The sequence below is a fragment of the Nonomuraea sp. B1E8 genome (assembly GCF_039871515.1).
Taxonomy (GTDB): Bacteria; Actinomycetota; Actinomycetes; order Streptosporangiales; family Streptosporangiaceae; genus Nonomuraea.
Genome location: NZ_JBDPLS010000017.1, coordinates 31,814 through 49,296, shown reverse-complemented (window position 1 = coordinate 49,296; position 17,483 = coordinate 31,814). Strand labels below are relative to the sequence as shown.

The 17,483-nt window shown below is 68.7% G+C and carries 19 protein-coding genes; 10 read left to right on the top strand and 9 right to left on the bottom strand.

Translation table 11 applies throughout. From position 1 onward, the window contains the following. Window positions 1-30 precede the first annotated feature (30 nt). Window positions 31-1,449 (top strand): FAD-dependent oxidoreductase, encoded by a 1,419-nt coding sequence (locus tag ABGA98_RS39295; protein ID WP_347623547.1) that lies wholly within the window; start codon window positions 31-33, stop codon window positions 1,447-1,449. After that, window positions 1,446-2,750, top strand: coding sequence for an MFS transporter (locus tag ABGA98_RS39290; protein ID WP_347623546.1), 1,305 nt, complete (start codon window positions 1,446-1,448; stop codon window positions 2,748-2,750). Before ABGA98_RS39295 ends, ABGA98_RS39290 begins: the two co-directional genes overlap by 4 nt. Here the strand turns inward: ABGA98_RS39290 and ABGA98_RS39285 are convergent. Then, the gene (locus ABGA98_RS39285; protein WP_347623545.1) at window positions 2,716-3,699 is read right to left on the bottom strand and encodes a sugar-binding domain-containing protein; all 984 of its coding nucleotides are present in this window, start codon (window positions 3,697-3,699) and stop codon (window positions 2,716-2,718) included. The two genes, ABGA98_RS39290 and ABGA98_RS39285, sit on opposite strands and share 35 nt — an antisense overlap. Before the next feature lie 111 nt (window positions 3,700-3,810). Here ABGA98_RS39285 and ABGA98_RS39280 point away from each other — a divergent pair, with 111 nt between their 5' ends. After that, window positions 3,811-4,521: a TetR/AcrR family transcriptional regulator gene (locus ABGA98_RS39280; RefSeq protein WP_347623544.1), complete on the top strand. Its 711-nt coding sequence runs from the start codon at window positions 3,811-3,813 to the stop codon at window positions 4,519-4,521. 13 nt (window positions 4,522-4,534) lie between these two features. Here ABGA98_RS39280 and ABGA98_RS39275 read toward each other — a convergent pair whose 3' ends face one another. Both ABGA98_RS39275 and ABGA98_RS39270 read right to left on the bottom strand, forming a co-directional pair. Beyond that, entirely contained in the window at window positions 4,535-5,398 is an 864-nt protein-coding gene (locus ABGA98_RS39275; protein WP_347623543.1) for an NmrA family NAD(P)-binding protein, read from the bottom strand. A gap of 109 nt (window positions 5,399-5,507) precedes the next feature. Continuing rightward, window positions 5,508-6,383 carry a helix-turn-helix transcriptional regulator gene (locus ABGA98_RS39270; RefSeq protein WP_347623542.1) on the bottom strand — a complete coding sequence of 292 codons (876 nt, stop codon included), beginning with the start codon at window positions 6,381-6,383 and terminating at the stop codon, window positions 5,508-5,510. A gap of 179 nt (window positions 6,384-6,562) precedes the next feature. Between ABGA98_RS39270 and ABGA98_RS39265 the strand changes: the two genes are divergently transcribed. From ABGA98_RS39265 to ABGA98_RS39250, 4 genes are all read left to right on the top strand, one after another. Then, on the top strand, window positions 6,563-7,606 hold the full coding sequence (locus ABGA98_RS39265) for an alcohol dehydrogenase (RefSeq protein ID WP_347623541.1): 1,044 nt from the start codon (window positions 6,563-6,565) through the stop codon (window positions 7,604-7,606). 550 nt (window positions 7,607-8,156) lie between these two features. Next, on the top strand, window positions 8,157-9,278 hold the full coding sequence (locus ABGA98_RS39260; protein ID WP_347623540.1) for an XRE family transcriptional regulator: 1,122 nt from the start codon (window positions 8,157-8,159) through the stop codon (window positions 9,276-9,278). After that, the gene (locus ABGA98_RS39255; RefSeq protein ID WP_347623539.1) at window positions 9,275-9,811 is read left to right on the top strand and encodes a hypothetical protein; all 537 of its coding nucleotides are present in this window, start codon (window positions 9,275-9,277) and stop codon (window positions 9,809-9,811) included. The genes ABGA98_RS39260 and ABGA98_RS39255 overlap by 4 nt, the downstream gene beginning before the upstream one ends. A gap of 495 nt (window positions 9,812-10,306) precedes the next feature. After that, a complete protein-coding gene (locus ABGA98_RS39250; RefSeq protein ID WP_347623538.1) occupies window positions 10,307-10,546 on the top strand; it encodes a hypothetical protein in 240 nt (79 codons plus the stop codon). 95 nt (window positions 10,547-10,641) lie between these two features. Here ABGA98_RS39250 and ABGA98_RS39245 read toward each other — a convergent pair whose 3' ends face one another. The 4 genes from ABGA98_RS39245 to ABGA98_RS39230 all read right to left on the bottom strand — a co-directional run bounded on the left by ABGA98_RS39245 (window position 10,642) and on the right by ABGA98_RS39230 (window position 13,038). Then, the gene (locus ABGA98_RS39245) at window positions 10,642-11,376 is read right to left on the bottom strand and encodes a dienelactone hydrolase family protein (protein ID WP_347623537.1); all 735 of its coding nucleotides are present in this window, start codon (window positions 11,374-11,376) and stop codon (window positions 10,642-10,644) included. Between the two features lie 37 nt (window positions 11,377-11,413). Beyond that, window positions 11,414-12,121, bottom strand: a complete 708-nt coding sequence (locus ABGA98_RS39240) for a hypothetical protein (RefSeq protein WP_347623536.1) — start codon at window positions 12,119-12,121, stop codon at window positions 11,414-11,416. A gap of 47 nt (window positions 12,122-12,168) precedes the next feature. Then, window positions 12,169-12,570, bottom strand: a complete 402-nt coding sequence (locus ABGA98_RS39235; RefSeq protein ID WP_347623535.1) for a peptidase inhibitor family I36 protein — start codon at window positions 12,568-12,570, stop codon at window positions 12,169-12,171. Between the two features lie 96 nt (window positions 12,571-12,666). After that, entirely contained in the window at window positions 12,667-13,038 is a 372-nt protein-coding gene (locus ABGA98_RS39230; protein ID WP_347623534.1) for a hypothetical protein, read from the bottom strand. A 174-nt stretch (window positions 13,039-13,212) separates the two neighbouring features. Here ABGA98_RS39230 and ABGA98_RS39225 point away from each other — a divergent pair, with 174 nt between their 5' ends. Beyond that, the gene (locus tag ABGA98_RS39225; RefSeq protein ID WP_347623533.1) at window positions 13,213-14,046 is read left to right on the top strand and encodes a helix-turn-helix transcriptional regulator; all 834 of its coding nucleotides are present in this window, start codon (window positions 13,213-13,215) and stop codon (window positions 14,044-14,046) included. A gap of 31 nt (window positions 14,047-14,077) precedes the next feature. Here ABGA98_RS39225 and ABGA98_RS39220 read toward each other — a convergent pair whose 3' ends face one another. Together ABGA98_RS39220 and ABGA98_RS39215 are read right to left on the bottom strand one after the other, a co-directional pair. Continuing rightward, the gene (locus ABGA98_RS39220) at window positions 14,078-15,040 is read right to left on the bottom strand and encodes a zinc-binding dehydrogenase (protein ID WP_347623532.1); all 963 of its coding nucleotides are present in this window, start codon (window positions 15,038-15,040) and stop codon (window positions 14,078-14,080) included. Between the two features lie 75 nt (window positions 15,041-15,115). Beyond that, window positions 15,116-15,658, bottom strand: a complete 543-nt coding sequence (locus ABGA98_RS39215; RefSeq protein WP_347623531.1) for a PadR family transcriptional regulator — start codon at window positions 15,656-15,658, stop codon at window positions 15,116-15,118. A gap of 105 nt (window positions 15,659-15,763) precedes the next feature. Here ABGA98_RS39215 and ABGA98_RS39210 point away from each other — a divergent pair, with 105 nt between their 5' ends. Further along, window positions 15,764-16,594 carry an SDR family NAD(P)-dependent oxidoreductase gene (locus tag ABGA98_RS39210; RefSeq protein WP_347623530.1) on the top strand — a complete coding sequence of 277 codons (831 nt, stop codon included), beginning with the start codon at window positions 15,764-15,766 and terminating at the stop codon, window positions 16,592-16,594. Next, a complete protein-coding gene (locus ABGA98_RS39205) occupies window positions 16,591-17,415 on the top strand; it encodes an SDR family NAD(P)-dependent oxidoreductase (protein WP_347623529.1) in 825 nt (274 codons plus the stop codon). The genes ABGA98_RS39210 and ABGA98_RS39205 overlap by 4 nt, the downstream gene beginning before the upstream one ends. The last annotated feature ends 68 nt before the right edge of the window (window positions 17,416-17,483 follow it).

Genomic DNA, 17,483 nt, shown 5'->3' with positions numbered 1-17,483 from the left:
ACACCCCGAGCACCGGAACAAGGAGTGCCTGTGACCACCCTCCACTACACGCGCGACATCCCGATCAGCGATGCCACCGACGTCCTCGTCGTGGGCGGCGGGCCCGCGGGTCTCGCGGCCGCGATCGCGGCCGCGCGGGCCGGGGCGTCCGTACGGATCGTCGAGCGGTTCGGCTTCCTCGGCGGCAACCTGACCGCCGGGCTGGTCGGCCCGTGCATGACGTCGTTCTCGCTGGACGGGAGCACGCAGCTGATCCGCGGCGTCTTCGACGAGTTCGTCCGCAGGATGGAGGCCACCGGTGGAGCGGTCCACCCTTCGCGCACCAGGGCGGGCAGCCAGTACTCAGGGTTCATGGTGTTCGGGCACGAAGCCGTGACGCCGTTCGACCCCGAGGTCGCCAAGCAGGTGGCGATGGAGATGTGCCTGGAGGCCGGGGTCGAGCTGCTGCTGCACAGCTTCGTCGCCGACACCGTGGTGGCGGACGGGCGGGTCACCGGCGTCGTCGTCGCGAACAAGAGCGGCCTGGCCGTGGTGCCCGCCACGGTCACCGTGGACTGCTCGGGCGACGGCGACGTGGCGGCACGCGGGGGCGCCGCCTACGCGTACGGCCGGCCGGGGGACGGCGAGGTGCAGCCGATGACGGTGTTCTTCCGGGTGTCGAACGTCGACGACGCCAAGGTCCAGGCCTACCAGGACGCGCACCCTGACGAGCTATTCCCCTTCCAGGGCGTCGTCGAGCGGGCCCGGCGGGAGGGCCGGTTCCCGATCCCGCGCCGTGGGGTCCAGATGTTCAAGACGCTGGAGCCGGGCGTCTGGCGGGTCAACACGACGCGGGTGCTCGGCATGAACGGCACCGACGTCGGCGACCTGACCCGCGCCGAGGTGCTCGGCCGGCGGCAGGTGAGGCAGCTGATGACGTTCTTCCACGAGAACCTGCCAGGCCTGGAGGAGGCCAAGCTGCTCGACACCGCCGCCACGGTCGGCGTGCGCGAGAGCAGACGTATCGTGGGCGAATACGTCCTGACCTTGGAGGATCTCGTCGACGGGAGGCATTTCGACGACGTCATCGCCGTGGCCGGCTACCCGGTCGACATCCACAGCCCGGTCAGCGGCGACGGGCCGTTCGAGGACGGCATCCCGCCGACCGCCAACATCTACGAGATCCCGTTCCGCAGCCTGCTCCCGGCGGAGCTCGACGGCGTGCTCGTGGCGGGCCGGTGCATCTCCGCGACCCACGAGGCGCTGGCAGCGGTGCGGGTGATGCCGCCGTCGTTCGCGATGGGCGAGGCCGCCGGGCTGGGCGCGGCGATGGCGGTCGCCGCCGGTGTCGCGCCGCGGCGGGTCGACGTGCCGGAGCTCCAGCAGCGGCTGCTCGACCAGGGCGCCTACCTCGGCCCGCGCGCCGAGCGGCTCCCGGCCGCGAGCGGCCGGTCGGGAGGCGAGCGATGATCCGCCGGGTGGTCTCCGCGAGCACGATCGGGACCGCGCTCGAATGGTACGACTTCATGTTGTACGGCACCGCCGCCGCGCTCGTGTTCGGCAAGGTGTTCTTCCCCGAAGGCGACCCGCTCGCGGCGACGCTGGCCTCGCTCGGCACGTTCGCGGTCGGTTTCTTCGCCCGCCCCATCGGCGGCCTGCTCTTCGGCCACCTCGGCGACCGTCACGGACGCCGGTTCGTGCTCGTCGTGACGTTGACGGTGATGGCCGTCTCCTCGACGGCGATCGGCCTGATCCCCGACTACGGTTCGATCGGCGTCGCCGCCCCGGTGCTGCTGGTCCTGCTGCGGGTCACGCAGGGGCTCGGCGCCGGCGCGGAGTACGCGGGCGGCGCGCTGATGGCCGCCGAGCACGCGCCCCCGGGCCGTCGCGGGCTGTTCGCCGCGATCCCGCCCACGGGCAACGCGCTCGGCGTCATCCTCGCCGCCCTGGTGTTCACCCCGTTCACGTGGCTGCCCGAGGACGCGTTCCTCAGCTGGGGCTGGCGTGTGCCGTTCCTCGTCAGCATCCTGATCCTGCCCGTCGGCCTCTACATCAGGTCACGGGTCGACGAGACGCCGGCGTTCACGGAGACCGTCGAGGCCGGCGACCGGAGCAGGGCGCCCCTCGTCGCGGTGTTGCGGGAGGCGCCGGGCTCGCTGGTGAAGAGCTTCCTGGTCAGCGTCGGGCCGAACGTCGCGACGTACATACCGAGCGTCTACGCGCTGTCGTACGTGACCGACAACGTCGGCCTGGCGGCGGCGGTCGCCACCGGCGGCCTGCTCGTTGCCAACACGATCAAGCTCGTCACCCTGCCGCTGTCCGGCGCGCTGTCCGACAGGTTGGGGCGCAAGCCGGTGTTCATCGCCGGGGCCACGCTGTGCGCGGTCGCCGCGTTCCCGTTCTTCTGGTTGCTCGACACCGGCAACACGATGCTGGTCTGGCTCGCCATGGTCGTCGTGCTGACGTTCGCGAACGACCTGATGCTGGGCTCGCAGGCGTCGATGTTGCCGGAGCAGTTCCCGACCAAGATGCGGTTCACCGGGGTGGCGGCAGCCAGGGAGCTGGCCGCCGCCGCGGCGGGTGGCACCCTGCCGTTCATCGCGGCCTTCCTGACCGCGCGCACGCAGGGCACGTGGGCGATCTCGGCGCTGATGGTCGTCATGTGCGCCATCGCGGTCGCCGGCGCGCTCGGGGTCAGGGACGGCCGCAGCGTACCCTTCAGCAGCGGAAGCGGCGTCAGGGATACCGCTCCAGCAGAACGTGGGCGGTGATCTCGTCGACGACGAGCTCGGTGACGTAACCGCCGGTGAGGGCCGCGTGCAGGGCGTCCACCTTGTGGTCGCCCGACACCGCGCAGATCCGGTGCTTGATCTGGCGGAAATGGTCGAGGTCCGGCCCGCTCGTCCTGGCGTTGAACCTGACGCCGTCGTGTGACCCGTCCGGCCGGTAGAACGAGGTGGCGATGTCGCCCACGGCGCCGTCCTCCGCGAGCGAGGCGAAGTCGTCCTCGTCGAGGAAATAGCCGCTCAGGTAGGGGCTGCTGGGCATCCCGTCGGTCACCGTGCCCAGGCTGAACAGCGCCGCGTCGGCGCTCTGCTGCAGCTCGACGACCCAGCGCACGCTCCGCTCGCGCAGCAGCAGCTCCCTGGTGTGCGCCGAGTCGAAGAACAGCGGCACGGGAAACTGCTGGACGTAGGCGCCGAACGCCGCCCCGAAGGCGGACAACATGGCGCCCGCGTAGTGCATGCCCGTCGTACGGGCGTTGCCGAGACCGTTCAGCTGCACGATCTGGCAGTTGGTGGTCTCCTTGGGCACCAGGCACCGGCTGATCGCGTTGACCATCGTGCCCCACGACACGCCGATGATCATGTCGGAGTCGAAGACGGAGGTGAGCAGCCGGGCCGTGTGGACGGCGCACCGTTCGAGCCGCTCCACCGTCGACGCGGTCGTGGGCACCGGCACCACGTGCGCCTGCACGTCGTAGCGGCCGGTGAGCTCCGCCTCGCTCCGCGTCGAGCGGGTGCGGGGCGGCATCACGCGGATCTCGACCAGGCCCACGTCGCGCGCGTAGGCGAGCAACCTGGACACGGTCGAGCGTGAGGCGCCGAGCTCCCTGGCGATCGTGTCCATCGTGACGCCGTGCAGGTAGTACTTCCGCGCCGCCCACAGCGCGTCCTCCACGCGGTGGTCGACCGAGGGGCGTTCACCTTCGACGGACATACGGCCTTCCTACAGCGGCGGGCCGCCGACCGGCAAGCGTCGCTCCAGGTGAGAGGGCTCACGCGGAGCAGCGCTGAACCATCGATACGTTCTGAGCGGTATCGTTGCCCCATGTCGAGGAGCACCGTGCCGGAGGGGCGCGAGCTGACCCGCCAGCGGGTGGTCGAGGCCGCGGCCGGCCTCCTGGCCCGCGAGGGACGCGAAGCGGTCACCACCCGCGCGGTCGCCGCGGCGGCCGGGGTGCAGCCCCCCGCGATCTACCGCCACTTCCACGACATGGACGGCCTGCTCGACGCGGTGGCCGAGCACGGCTACGCCGCGTTCGTCGAGGCCAAGCGCGCCGTCCCCGCCCCCGACGACCCGGTCGAGGACCTGCGGGCGGGCTGGGACCTCGCCGTCGAGTTCGGGCTCACCAACCCGGCGCTCTACGCCATGATGTACGGCGAGCCCCGGCGCGGCACCGACTCGCCCGCCCACAAGGCCGGCATGGAGTTGCTCCTCGGGCGCATCCGCCGCATCGCCGCCGCGGGCCGGCTCCGCGTCGACGAACCGCTTGCCGCCGCCCTCATCCACGCCACCGCCCGCGGGGCCGTGCTCACCTGGCTGTCACTCCCCGAGGACCGGCGCGACCCGGCCCTGCTGACCGCCATGCGCGAGTCCATGGTCACCGCCGTCACGACGGAGAAGCCGGCCGTACGCGACCCCGGCCCCGCCGGCGCGGCCAGGGCGTTGCGCGCCGCGCTGCCGCAGCAGAGCACGCTCAGCGAGGCGGAGCAGCACCTCCTCGGCGAGTGGCTCGACCGCCTGGCCGCCGACGGGTAGGCCTCTTCGCCGTTCAGGCGCCGGGCAGGTGCTTGCGCACGACGGAGCTCAGCGGGGTGGGTTCGTGGCCCAGCAGGCCGGCGAGGGCCGGGTCGACGGCGGCGAACTCGCCGGCGCGGGCGGCGACGAAGATGTCGATCAGGTGGCCCGCGTACTCGTCGGGCACGCCGTGCTCCGTCAGCTGCCGCTGGAACCGGTCGTCGGGAGTGACGGCCCTGGTGACGGCACGGCCCGTCACGTCGCCCGCGATGGCGGCGATGTCGTCGAAGGTGAGCGCCTGGGCCGCGGTGAGCGGGGGAGTGGGGCCGTCGAAGCGGCCCTCGTCGGCCAGGATGGCGGCGGCCGCGTCGGCGAGGTCTTCATGGGCGGTCCAGCTGACCGGCCCGTCCGCGGGGAGCACGATCTGGTCGGAGTGCATGGCCTGGCTGAGGAAGCGCACCACGGTGGAGGCGTAGAAGCCGTTGCGCAGCGAGGTGAACGGCACGCCGCACGCGCGCAGCGCCTCCTCGGTCGCGGCGTGGTCGCGGCAGGGCTGGAAGCGCGAGGAGGCGCCGGCGGCCATGTGGCTGGTGTAGAGGACGCGGCGGGCGCCCGCCGCGACGGCCGCGTCGATCGCGGCGCGGTGCCGGCGTACGGCCTCGTCGCCCATCGCGTCGATCGAGACGATCAGCACCTGGGTGGCGCCCTCGAAGGCGTGGGAGAGGCCGCCGGGTTCGGCGAAGTCGCCGTGCCGCACGCGGACTCCCCGGTCGGCGAAGGCCCGGGCCTTGCCGGGGTCGCGGACGCTGACGCCGACCTGGGCGGCGGGGACGCGGGTGAGCAGCCGCTCGACGATCTGGCGCCCGAGCAGTCCGGTGGCGCCGGTCACGATGATCATGTCGCACTCCAGTGATCTGTTCCGATGGAAACGCTGGAATCGTATCACTGATAATATCAATGGAATCAACAGTTGTTATCGCTGGTACCGGCGTGGGCCCGCGGACGGTTCAACGTGGTTCCGCCGACGGTGAGGAGGGCTGAGGAGCGGCGGGGGCGGTCAAGCTGCTCAGCAGGCGAAGCGCGTCGGCGGTGGGGGAGCCGGGCTCGACGTTGTAGACGCACAACGTCTGGTCGGGGTCGCCGGGAGGCTGGAGGGTCTCGTACGAGAAGCAGAGCTCCCCGACCTCCGGGTGGTGGTAGCGCTTGGTGCCGTACGTGCGGCGCAGGACGCGGTGGTCGTTCCACCAGGTGGTGAACTCGGGGCAGCGCAGGGTGAGCTCGCCCACGAGATCGGCCAGCCGCCGGTCGTTCGGGTAGCGGCCCGCCTCGAAGCGGAGCATGGCGACGGTCTCGGCGGCGATCTGCGCCCAGTCACCCACGCGGTCGCGGGCGACCGGGTCGAGCAGGTAGTAGCGGGCGAGGTTGCGCTGCGTGGCGGGCAGGGCCTCGAAGTCGGTCAGCACCTCGCGCGCCAGCCGGTTGGCGGCCAGGATGTCGGTACGCCGGCCGACCACGAACGCGGGCACGTGCTCCAGCGTCTGGAGCATGAGATGGAGCCCCGGCCGCACCCGCTGCGGAGCCGACGGCGCGCGGCGCGCGGACGCGGGCCGGGCCAGCAGGTCGACGAGGTGCTCGCGTTCGGCCGGGTCCAGCTGGAGGGCGCGCGCCAGAGCCTCGACGACCTCCGGGGACGGCGTGCCGGCGCGGCCCTGTTCGAGCCGGGTGTAATACTCGGTGCTCATCCCGGCGAGGCGGGCGACCTCGTCGCGGCGCAGCCCCGGCACCCGCCGGGCACGACCGTCCTCCGGCAACCCCGCCCGCTCCGGGCTGATCCGGGCGCGCCGGGAGCGCAGGAAATCGGCGAGTTCGCTCCTTCTGTCCATAGCACCATTGTCCTTTCGCCGCGTGGGGGAACGCCCGCGCCCGGGTGGCCCTGTCCGTACCTGCCTTGCCGGTACCTGCCCGCGCAGGGCCTGGTCAGAGCCGTTTCCGAGGGCTGTGAGGTGATGTGCTGGGTATGGGCCCGACGGGGTCCGGTTCAGCCTTTCCGAAGGGGTTCATCATGTCCACGGAGACTTACGCCAGACCGCTGACCGTACGAGCCGCCCAGGTCACCGAACCCGGCGGCGGGTTCAGCGTGGTCGAGCGCGAGCTGCCCGAGCCGCAGCCGGGCCACGTACGGCTGACGGTCGAGGCGTGCGGCGTCTGCCGATCCGACGCGGGGTTCGTCAACGCGGGCTTTCCCAACGTGACGTTCCCGCTGGTCACCGGACACGAGATCGCCGGACGCGTCGAAGCCCTCGGCGACGGTGTCGACAACTGGAACGTCGGCGACCGGGTGGCGGTCGGCTGGTTCGGCGGCAACTGCGGCACCTGCCCGGCCTGCCGCCGGGGCGACTTCATCCACTGCGTCCGCATGCAGGTCCCCGGCTGGACCTACCCCGGCGGTTACGCCGAGGGCGTGGTCGTACCCGTGTCCGCGCTGGCCCGCATCCCCGACGAGCTGAGCGCCGCGGAAGCCGCGCCCATGGGCTGCGCCGGCGTGACCACGTTCAACGCGCTGCGGCACAGCGCGGCAGGTCCAGGCGACCTCGTCGCCGTACTCGGCCTGGGCGGGCTCGGCCACCTCGGTGTGCAGTTCGCCGGCAAGCTCGGGTTCGAGACCGTGGCCGTCGCGCGGGGCGCCTCCAAAGCCGAGGCGGCCAAGAACTTCGGCGCCCACCACTACATCGACAGCACCGCCGGCGACGTGGCCGAGCAACTGCAGGCTTTGGGCGGGGCGAAGGTCGTACTCGCCACCGCGGCCAGCTCGGAGGCCATGAGCGACGCCATCGACGGGCTCGGCGACAACGGCGAACTCATCGTGCTCGGTGCCACCCCCGAACCCATCCAGGTCAGCCCGTTCCAGCTCATCTCATCCAGCAGAACCATCCACGGCCACCCGTCCGGCACGGCACGAGACGTCGAGGAAACCTTGCACTTCGCCGCCCTGACCGGCGTCCGCGCCATGATCGAAACCCGCCCTCTGGACGACGTCGCGGCCGCCTACGACCGCATGATGTCCGGCGACGCCCGCTACCGCATGGTCCTCACCACCGGCAAGTAACCACCGCCTGGAGTCCGGTGGGGAAGTGGCAAGCACACCGGCTCGCCGCTTCTCCACCGGTCGCCCACCTCCAGGGGGGTACGCCGCCACCAAGGCCGCGGTGGAGGCCATGCCCCTGATGCTTTGCGGGCGAGACACCGAGCGCAGGGGCGATCACCCACTGCTCGACTCCACACGTGCCAGGATGAGCGGGGCGCTGGCCGTCCACGGCGAGACAGGAATCGCCAAGTGCACGCTGCTCGACGACGCAGTCGAGTCGGCGGCGATCGACACACTGTCCGGAAGCCAGGGCGCGGCAGCCCGTGAACCTGAGACACGTGCATTGAGAGCGAGAGTACGAACAGCCCGATAGCTGTGTTGACCTGCTTGAACACCCCGCATGGCTTGTGCGGATTGCTTGATCGTCCCGCACATGTCCCGCGCTCGCACAGCGGGCAACCTACGGCATGGCGCGGGAAACTGATCGACAGCTCTCCGCCGCTGTTCTGGAAATTTTGGTGCGGCCGTTCCACTGCTCGTCACTCTCCGCAGCATGTGCGATAATAGCACCATGGCTGATGAGCAGGGATGGCTTGAGGTTGGCACACGCGTTGCTGAAGCTCGTAGAGGTCGCGGGTACAGCCAAGATGACCTTGCCGCCGAGCTAGGTGTGGACCGAACCGCGATCACGAAGATCGAGGCAGGCCGTAGGCAGGTGAATTCGCTTGAACTTGTCCGCTTGTCGGAAGTTCTCGAACGGCCTCTTCAGTGGTTCGTATCCCTTCCACCCGCAGCCGTCATCAGTCGGCGCGCGGCAGTTGCCGGCCAACGTGGCGATCAAAACAGTGATCTAGCCATCGAGGACATCGCTCGCGATCTAGCGGTCCTGGCCGGCGTTCGTGTGCTGACTCCGAGCGAAGCCAAAGGCTCTCTAAGTGCAATCGCGCCGGGAAGCAACGCAGACTGGTCTGTTGAACTAGCCGCATCTGAAGCAAGATCTCTTCTGGGTGTTGGTTCCTATGAACCCCTGCATGAACTAGCTGGTCTCGTTGAGCGCGTGGGATTGTTCCCTTACTCTCTGTCTTTGGGGGAGAAGTCAGCTGACGGCGCCTATGTCGAGGTGGAAGGACTAGGGGTAGCGCTGATCAATGGAGAAATTGATGCGGGTCGCAGGCGTTCCACTCTTGCTCATGAGCTGGGACATCACCTTTTTGGGGATGCGTACTCAGTAGATTGGGGCGTTGGAACTGACTCCATTGAATCGGCAATCGACTCCTTTGCCATCAATCTTCTCTTTCCCCGCACAGGCGTAGCCCAGCGGTGGGCTGAACTTCGGGACGGCTCCGAGCTACGTCAAGCAGCTATCATCATTAGTGCAGAGTATCGGGTAAGCTGGACCGCCGCCTTGCGGCAGCTGCGACAATTCGAGCTGATTTCAAAGGATGAATACAAGTCTCTCGATTCGCGTTCTCCCACTCGAGCGGACTATCTTGAATGCAATCTGCGCGTGATTGAAGAGCTGCAGCCGCCCTACGTCCCAACGGGAGTATCGGCAGCTGCTATTCGCGCTTATCGAAGCTACAGGCTGTCTGCGGAGCGTGTAACAGAGATGCTACGCGGTGAGATTCAGATAGATGACCTTCCGGTCCGTGACGAGATACCACTCGAGGCACTTCGAGGCGAACTGCGGTGAACCTTGGACGCCTGGTACTTGACAGTTCGCCACTGAACTATTTCGCTCGGTCCAATCAACTTGAAGTTCTAGCTAAGCTCGTCGCCGGCAGCGAATGCCTCATCACAAAGGCGGTTGAAGAAGAACTGCTTCGAGGAGGTGCTAAATATGCCCAACTTTACCAAGCGTCAGCTCAACCTTGGATAAGGGTAATGGACGAGAGCGCGTTGGATTATCTGAAGCTATTCTCCGAATATCATGGCCGCCTTGGTCGTGGTTCTCGTAACATTGGGGAAGCCGCGACGCTGGCTTACGCTGAATTCCACAATATCGTGGCGGTGATTGATGACCGGGTGGGGCGTCGTCATGGGATGGAGCGCAACGTTAAGGTGGTGGGCACCCTTGACCTGCTATGTGAGGGCGTTCGAGGGGGATGTGTAACCATGGGGGAAGCTGCTGAAGTAGTGGATCTGCTGCGCGACCATGAAGCATTTCTTCCCTGCGACGGCATCGGCTTCGTGGAATGGGCGCGTGCAGAGGGATTACTGGAGTAGAATCGTGCGTCCATTGCCGCTGAGATTCGGCCCTAGGCGGACTGTGAAGGCATTCTGCAGCGCAAGCTCAATTCAAGCGACTTGATCCTCTGCCCCAGCTGTCGCAGATAACCTTCTGCGTCTGATTGGCAGCTTTTTTGCTAGCGCAAGCACAGTCGCTGCGCAAACGCCGCCCGCCGGCCCGACCATCTTGAGCCGCGGTTCATCGCGCCCGCACTGCTCATCGACCACCGCCCCACCGTCGTCGAACTCCGCCATCGAGTCGGCGACTGGGAGGGAGACCTGATCACCGGCCGGCTGAACCAATCCGCGATCGCCACCCTCGTCGACCGCAGAAGCCGTTACCTACGCCCGGTCCCACTGCGACCCGCGACGACGCGCAGGCAGTGCGCGACGGCCTGAACGCTGTCCTCGCCAACCTGCCACCGGCCGTGCGGGTGACACCAAGGAAGCCCTATACGCCGACCTTGGCCTCCCAGCCCCCGGCGAGCGCTCTTGAAACGTCTCCTCCACATCGATCTCGCCCTACGCCATATCCTGCGCCAGGCGGCGCCCGGCTTGCGCGTCGCCGTAGCAGACGCCCTGCTCGACCTGGTCGACGATCCCGAGCCGCTCGGAGCCACGCGATACGGCGGAATTCCCGACGCGTTCGAGCTCCGCACCGATACCTTCCGCCTGGTTTACACGCGCGGCCCTGATCACGTCTCGGTCTGGGTGCTGGAGATCAACACCTGACAGGCAGCGGAAGGTCCTGAGGGTCGTGCGAGCCGGATTGCCGGTACGGGCGGAGCGCAGCGTCAGCCTTACCTGGTGAACAGTCAGCGCCGAGGTTACTGCCGATCGGCGACGTGCCTGTCGAAGAAGGACAGGGTGCGCTGCCAGGCGTCGTCCGCCGCCGGGCGCACGAGACCGTGACGGAGCGGGAACAGCGCGAGGCGCGCGATCGGGTGGTGGCCGTCGGTCATGAAAGAGTGACCGGCCTCAGGGTAGATCGTGACATCGTGGTCGATTTCGAGTGCCCGCAGGTGCTCCCGCAACCGTTCGCCGTGCGAGCGGAAGCCCCTGTCGCGGCCGCCGTAGGAGGCCACGACCGGGCAGACCGAGGCCAGTTCCTCCTTGCGGCGTGGCACCGCGCCGTAGTTCACCGCCGCCGCCCGCACACCGGGTGGCGCTCCGGCCGCGTAGGCCAGGGCGAAGCCCGCGCCCATGCAGAACCCGACCACGCCGAGCCTGCTGCCGTCGACCTCTTCGCGGCCCGCCAGCCATCGCCGGGTCGCGTCGATGTCGGCGGTGGGGCCGTCGAGCCTTCCCGTCGCGAGCTGGTGCATGACCCGGGCCAGGCACCTGACTCTGGAGCCGTGGCTGTAGAGGTCGGGCAGTACCGCGACGTACCCGTGTTCGCCGAACAGCCGTGCCACCTCCAGCATGTCCGGTTCGACGCCGTAGATCTCGTGCACGACCACGACTCCGGGCCATCCCTGCGTGGGTGCGGACCCTTCCGGCATCGCCACCGCCGCTGCCAATGAGCTGCCGTCCGGCAGCGGGATGCGCACGTTCTGCGTCATGGGGACTCCCGTGATCGGACGAGGGGACGTTCGCCGCTTACGTTCGTACCTTCTCGCTCCTGCGGGCCGTGAGCTGCTCGGCGTTGCGCAACAGGCGGTCCCGGGCCTGCTTCAACGCGGTGAACTTCGCCGGAAAGCGGTCGACCAGCTCCTCCTGGAACCGGGTCTCGGCCGCGGACCTGACGGCGACGTAGCCGGTGGTCCGCTTGCACCGGGCGTCGCTGACCGCAGCCGCGCGTTCCCTGGGGGAACTCGCGGCGGAGTCGAGCCGCCACGCCGGATCCTGTAAGGCCGCGAGCGGGTCGGGGTAGGTGAATCCATGCGTTCTCATGCACCTGCTCCACGCCCGGGTCACCGCCACGACGGCCGGGTCGCTCTCGGAACGCACGACCGAGCCGGCGTCCAGCGCCGACAGCCACGCGAAATCCGCTTCCGGGACCCCGTCCCACAGCCGATCGTCTGCCTCGCGCGAGCACGCATGGCCGGCTGCGGTGGTCGGCGACGGGCGCACGAGCGGGCCGGGCACGTGGTAGCCGTGGCGTTCGGCATCCCCGACGTCCGTGATGCCGTACCGGCGCATGTTCCGCTCCAGCCGCACGCCTGAAGCCGGTTTCGAGCGCCGATCCGCGGCACCCGTGCAGAGGCCCCGTGCGGCCTGTATCACCGCCGCGTCGGACGGGGTCAGCCGGTAGCCGTCGAAGGGCAGGGCGAAGCCCGGCGCTGGGGCGCTTCGCGAGAGAACCATCAACGCGAGCGCGCCCAGAACGACGCCGGGCCACCGCTTGACCGCCACTAGCAATTGAACCTGACCGAGCTGGCCCGGTTGTCGCCGATCCCTTCGCGGCTGAGATTCGGCCGCTCCTGCCCCTTGAGGATGAACGTCGTGGCCGCGCCCGAATAGCCGGGGTGCTGGTAGAGGGTGACCACACAGTTGGTGTAGTTCTTGACCGAGCTGGCCTCGTTGTCCATTCCGTCGCTGGTGGCCCTGCCCTCGCGGTCGAGCCAGACGTTGTTCCGGAAATCCTGGTCGGAGGCGTAGAAATTTCTCCAGTGATCGGTGTTCCCGGTGTTGTAGTTCGTGTTCTCATACAGGCAGAACGCCGTGTTCGCGCAGCTTCCGCCGGGACCGGCGCTGGCCGGCGCCGGGCCCGTCACGGCGAAGGTCACTGCCGCGGCGGCGGCTCCCAGAATCACCCTGCTCCAGTTCCGAAGTGACACATTTCCCCCAGGTTGGCATTCGTGCGTGCTTCACGATCGTCAATGTGGCGAAGCGCCGTCAGACTTCCGATCTCAGCCGCAGCCGAGCGTGATCCTTGTCAGGGTGCTCGCGAGCCCGATGTGGAATTTCTTCTTGCCCTTGGTGCCGCCATTGGTCGCCAGGCACTTCTTGAAGTTTCCGCCGATCGAGTTCTTGATGTGCAATTTCGCATACATCTTGTGGCTGCAATGGTTGTTGAAATAGACCGTGACGCTGCTCCGCCCGTCCCCCCACGAGTAATTGCTCTTCGCCTTCTTGGGAGCCTTGCACGCGAGACTGGTGCGGTACGGGGATTGCGCCCTGGCCTGGCTTGAGGCGTCGAGGGCGGCGGCCTGGGCGGTCCCACCGGACAGCGTGCCGACGACCGCAGCCGTCGCGACCATTGCCTTCACTGCCTTCTTCACTCTCGATTTCCTCTCGCAAGCGGGGTAGCGACGATGATCAGCCCTCATTCTCTGAGGAGGATCGAGAGAAGTCGTTGACTTTGGGTCCACAGGCATTGACGTTCGGTCGCTGGTCCGCCCGGCTGGGGTTCGCTGACGAGGATCGGCACGGGCCCGGTCGATTACGGTGAGGCTGTGGCTCCCCATCAGCATCGCCGTGAGCAGCTCAAAGAATTCCTGCGGGCCAAGCGGGAGGCGCTCTCGCCGGCCGCGGCCGGCTTGCCCGAGGGCGGGCGCCGCCGTACTCCCGGACTGCGCAGGGAAGAGGTGGCCGTGCTCGCCGGGGTCGGGGTGTCCTGGTACACCTGGCTGGAGCAGGGGCGTGACATCAAGGTCTCGGACGCCGTACTGGACGCGGTCGCTCGCGCGTTGCGGCTTGCGGAAGCCGAGCAGCGCCACCTTTACGTTCTGGCCGGGTTGAACCCGCCGGAGCCTGCCGGGCGGCCGGGCGCGCCGGCGAGCGGGCAACTGCGCGCGGTGCTGGACGCCTGGATGCCCAATCCGGCACACGTGCTCGACCGGCACTACAACCTGGTGGCGGCGAACGACGCGTCCAGGTGGATCTTCGGATTCGACGACGACGTCGAGAACTGCATGGTCGCGTTCTTCACGCACGCTACCTACCGCAGCCGGTTCGCCGAATGGCACGAGTTCGCGCCGGACATGGTGGCCGACTTCCGCGTCGCCGCGGCACGCTATCCGGACGATCCGGTGTTCGGGCGGATCGCCGGGGAGTTGTCGGCGGCGAGCCCGGAGTTCGCCGAGCTCTGGGCACGTGCGGATGTCGGCTCCAGATACCAGGGGATCAAGGCGATCAGCCACCCCGAGGCCGGTGACCTCACCTTCGAATACAGCCTGTTCCGGCTGCCGGATCGCGCGGACCTCAACGTGGTGCTGCACACCCCTCACCCGGACACCGACACCAAGGAGAGGGTGGAGCGCCTGTCGCTGTCAGCCAGGACCAGCTGACCCCGCCGCGTCATGATTGTGTAGGGAAGGCTCAGCCGCGTTCGACTTCGAGGACGAGCTTTCCTGTGGTGCCGCCGGACTCGATGCGCCGGTGCGCCTGCGCAGCCTGCTCCAGCGGCAGCGTCTCGGTCCGTACCCGCAGTTCCCCGTTCGCGGCCGCGGTCACCGCCCGGTGCAGCGCCCGGCCTGCCTCCTGGGGGAACGCGGCGGCGAAGGCGGCGAGGTTGAACCCGGCAACCGTCTTGTTGGCGAGCCACAGTTCGTTGGCCGAGATCCCGACGTCCTCGGCGCCGGACGCGTTGCCCAGCACCACCAGCCGGCCCATGGGCGCCAGCAGGTCCAGTCCGGTACGGCGTGCCGTACCGCCGATCATGTCGACCACGACGTCGAACCGGCCTGATTCGGCCACCTCGTCGCGCAGGACGACCTCGTCGTACCCGAACTCCTTGGCGGCCTGGACCTTGGCGGGGTCGCCGACGGTGCCCACTACGCGGCCCGCGCCGAGCAGTCGCGCGGCCTGGCCGAGTTGGCTGCCCACGCCGCCGGCTGCGGCGTGGATCAGTACGCTTTCGCCCGGTTCGAGGCGGGCGACCCGGTCGAGTACGAGAAACGCTGTGGTGCTGTTGGACGGGAGCGAGGCCGCGGTCCCCAGCCCCAGGTCGTGTCCGTCCAGGGGAACCACCAGGTCGGCGGAGGTGGTCACCACCTCGGCGTATCCGCCGCTGTCGACGATCGTCAGCGCGGCGACCGGCTGGCCTGCGCGCAGCCCTTCGACGCCGGGGCCGAGGGCTCGGATGTGGCCGGACACCTCGATGCCGGGGACGAACGGGAGCGGGACGTCCACCACGCCCCGCCGGTAGAGGATCTCGGCGAAGTTGGCGCCGGCGTAGGCCACGTCGATGGAGACCTGCCCAGGCCCGGGCTCGGGAACCTCGACCTCGTCGAGACGGAGGACGTCGGCGGCGCCGAATTCGGGAATCGTGATTGCCTTCATGCCGTCCATCGTGCGGTGGACGACTCCGAACCGGGCAGTGTCAGCTCATCCTGGGTGTGTCACCACCAGCATGGGTCAACGTCTGCGCTGCCCGGCGAGGGGATCCTCGTCTCGTGCCCATTCGGCCCACTCCGCCAGCGCGCCGTACAGCCGGATCGCCGCCTCGATGGCGATCCGGAGCGAGTGGGTCTGCGGACCGTCGCCGAAGTCGCCGCGGTCCTTGGCCTCAGCGTAGGCTTGGTATTTCTCCAGCTCGCCGCGGTAGTAGGCAGCTTCACGATCAAGGTGAGCGCGCAGGTCGGCGGGCTCCATCAGCCAGAAGAACGCCGAGCGCAGCAGAGGCTGGAGCCGCATGGTGTGGTCGACCTCGCCATCGGTCAGCCATTGCCTGACCGCGGCGAGACCGGCATCGGTGATCCGATAGGCCTTGCGGCGCCGCGGTCCCTCGCTCTCGACCTCGATGAGGCCCTCGCCCGCCATCCTGTTGAGCTCGGAGTAGATTTTCGGGTGCTGGGCCGGCCAGACTGAGCCGAGCATCTCCTGAAACCGTCGGGCCAGGTCATAGCCGCTGGCGGGCCCTTCGGCGAGCAGGCCGAGCAGGCCGTATCGCAACGACATCGGCGGCCCCCCCTTTCCGGAACCCATCTTGACATGTTCCCGGGGACATGTGCACGCTCTCATATGTACCTAAGGACATGTCCTAGTGGACTTATGGAGGCCGGCATGCCCCATGCAGTACTCGTCACCGGCGCGACCGGCGGAATCGGCCGGGCGATCGTCAAGGCGCTCTCCGGATACACGGTCTTGGCCGGAGTCCGGCACAAGAGCGACGCGCTGAACGGCGTCCGGCAGGTCGTCATGGACGTCGCCGATCCCGACAGCGTCGCCGCCGCGGCCAAGGAGATCACCAGGGAGGTAGGCGACCACGGCCTGTACGCTGTGGTCAACAACGCCGGCGTGATCGTCCAAGGCCCTCTTGAACTGGTTCCGCCCGGCGAACTGCGCCGCCAGTTCGAGGTCAACACCCTCGGCCCGGCCTACGTCACCCAGGCGTTCCTGCCGTTGCTGCGGCTCGGCCGTGGCAGGGTCATCAACATCAGCGCCTCGACCGCGCGGGTACCCGTACCGCTGCTGTCCGCGCTGTCCGGGAGCAAGGCCGCGCTCGCCGCGATGTCGGCCGCGCTCCGCCTGGAACTGGCCGCCTGGAACATCCCCGTCATCGTCGTCGAACCTGGCAGCACCGCCACCGAGATCTTCGCCAAGGCCGAAAAGAACGCCAGTGCGGTTCTCGCGCTGGCTGACCCGGAACGGGTGGCCCGCTATGCCCGCCACCTGGCCGCGGCTGCCAAAGCTCAGGCCGGCCTGCGTCCCGCGCCTCCGGAAGCGGCCGCCGCAACCGTGCTCGACGCGCTTCGGTCGGCCAAACCGCGACGCCACTACGTCGTCCCCGGCGATGCCCGCATCGCCGGCCTGCTCCAGCGACTTCCTGCCGGTCTGCGCGAATACCTGCTCGCCCGCACCCTCGGCCTGACCAAGATCGGCACGCAGGCATGAGGACGATCGTGCTGGTAGGGGCCACTTCCGGGCTCGGCAGGCTCGCCGCCCGCCGGCTCGCCGCTGCGGGTCACCGGATGGTGCTGATCGGCCGTAACCCCGATCGCGCCGCGAGCTTGGCCCGCGAACTGCCTGCCGCCACGGTCATCACCGCCGACGTCGCCACCGGCGCCGGAGTCGCGCGAGCGGCCGAGCAGGTGGCGGAAACGGTCGACCTGGTCGACACGCTGGTCAACAACGCCGGCGTGATGGTACCCGAGCGTCGCATCACCGCCGAGGGCATGGAACTGAATTTCGCGGTCCACCACCTGGCGCCCTACTCCCTGACCTCCCATCTCCTGCCCCTGCTGAGGAAGGGCCTCGGCCGGGTGATCAACGTCAACTCCGAAGGACACCGAGCACCCTTACGCGGGCCGGGCCCAGTCGAGCTGGACTTCGAGGACCTGCAGAGCAGCAAGGTCTACGATCCGTTCCTGGTCTACAGCCGCACCAAACTGGCCAATTTGCTGTTCACCTATGAGCTGCATCGCCGCCACCCCGAGCTGACCGTGGCCGCCCTGCACCCGGGAATGGTCCGCACCGATCTCGGCCGCGACTTCCCCCTCGCCCTCCGGCTGCTCGGCAGCGTGATGGCCGGGTCCACCGCGAGCGGCGCCGACCCCGTCGTACGGCTCGCCGCGGACGAGGAGATAAACGCGGGAACCTACTACAACCGGTTCACCCCGGTCACGTCCTCACCCGCATCACTCAACCGGGCGGTCTCCGAGCGTCTCTGGGCGGAAACCGCCCGGCTGCGCGGCCCTTTCGGCCAGAGCGGGTGAGGGGCGGACTCAGGTGCGGGACGCGTTCCACCCTCACCCGACTTCAGCCTGCCCGTGATGTACCACTA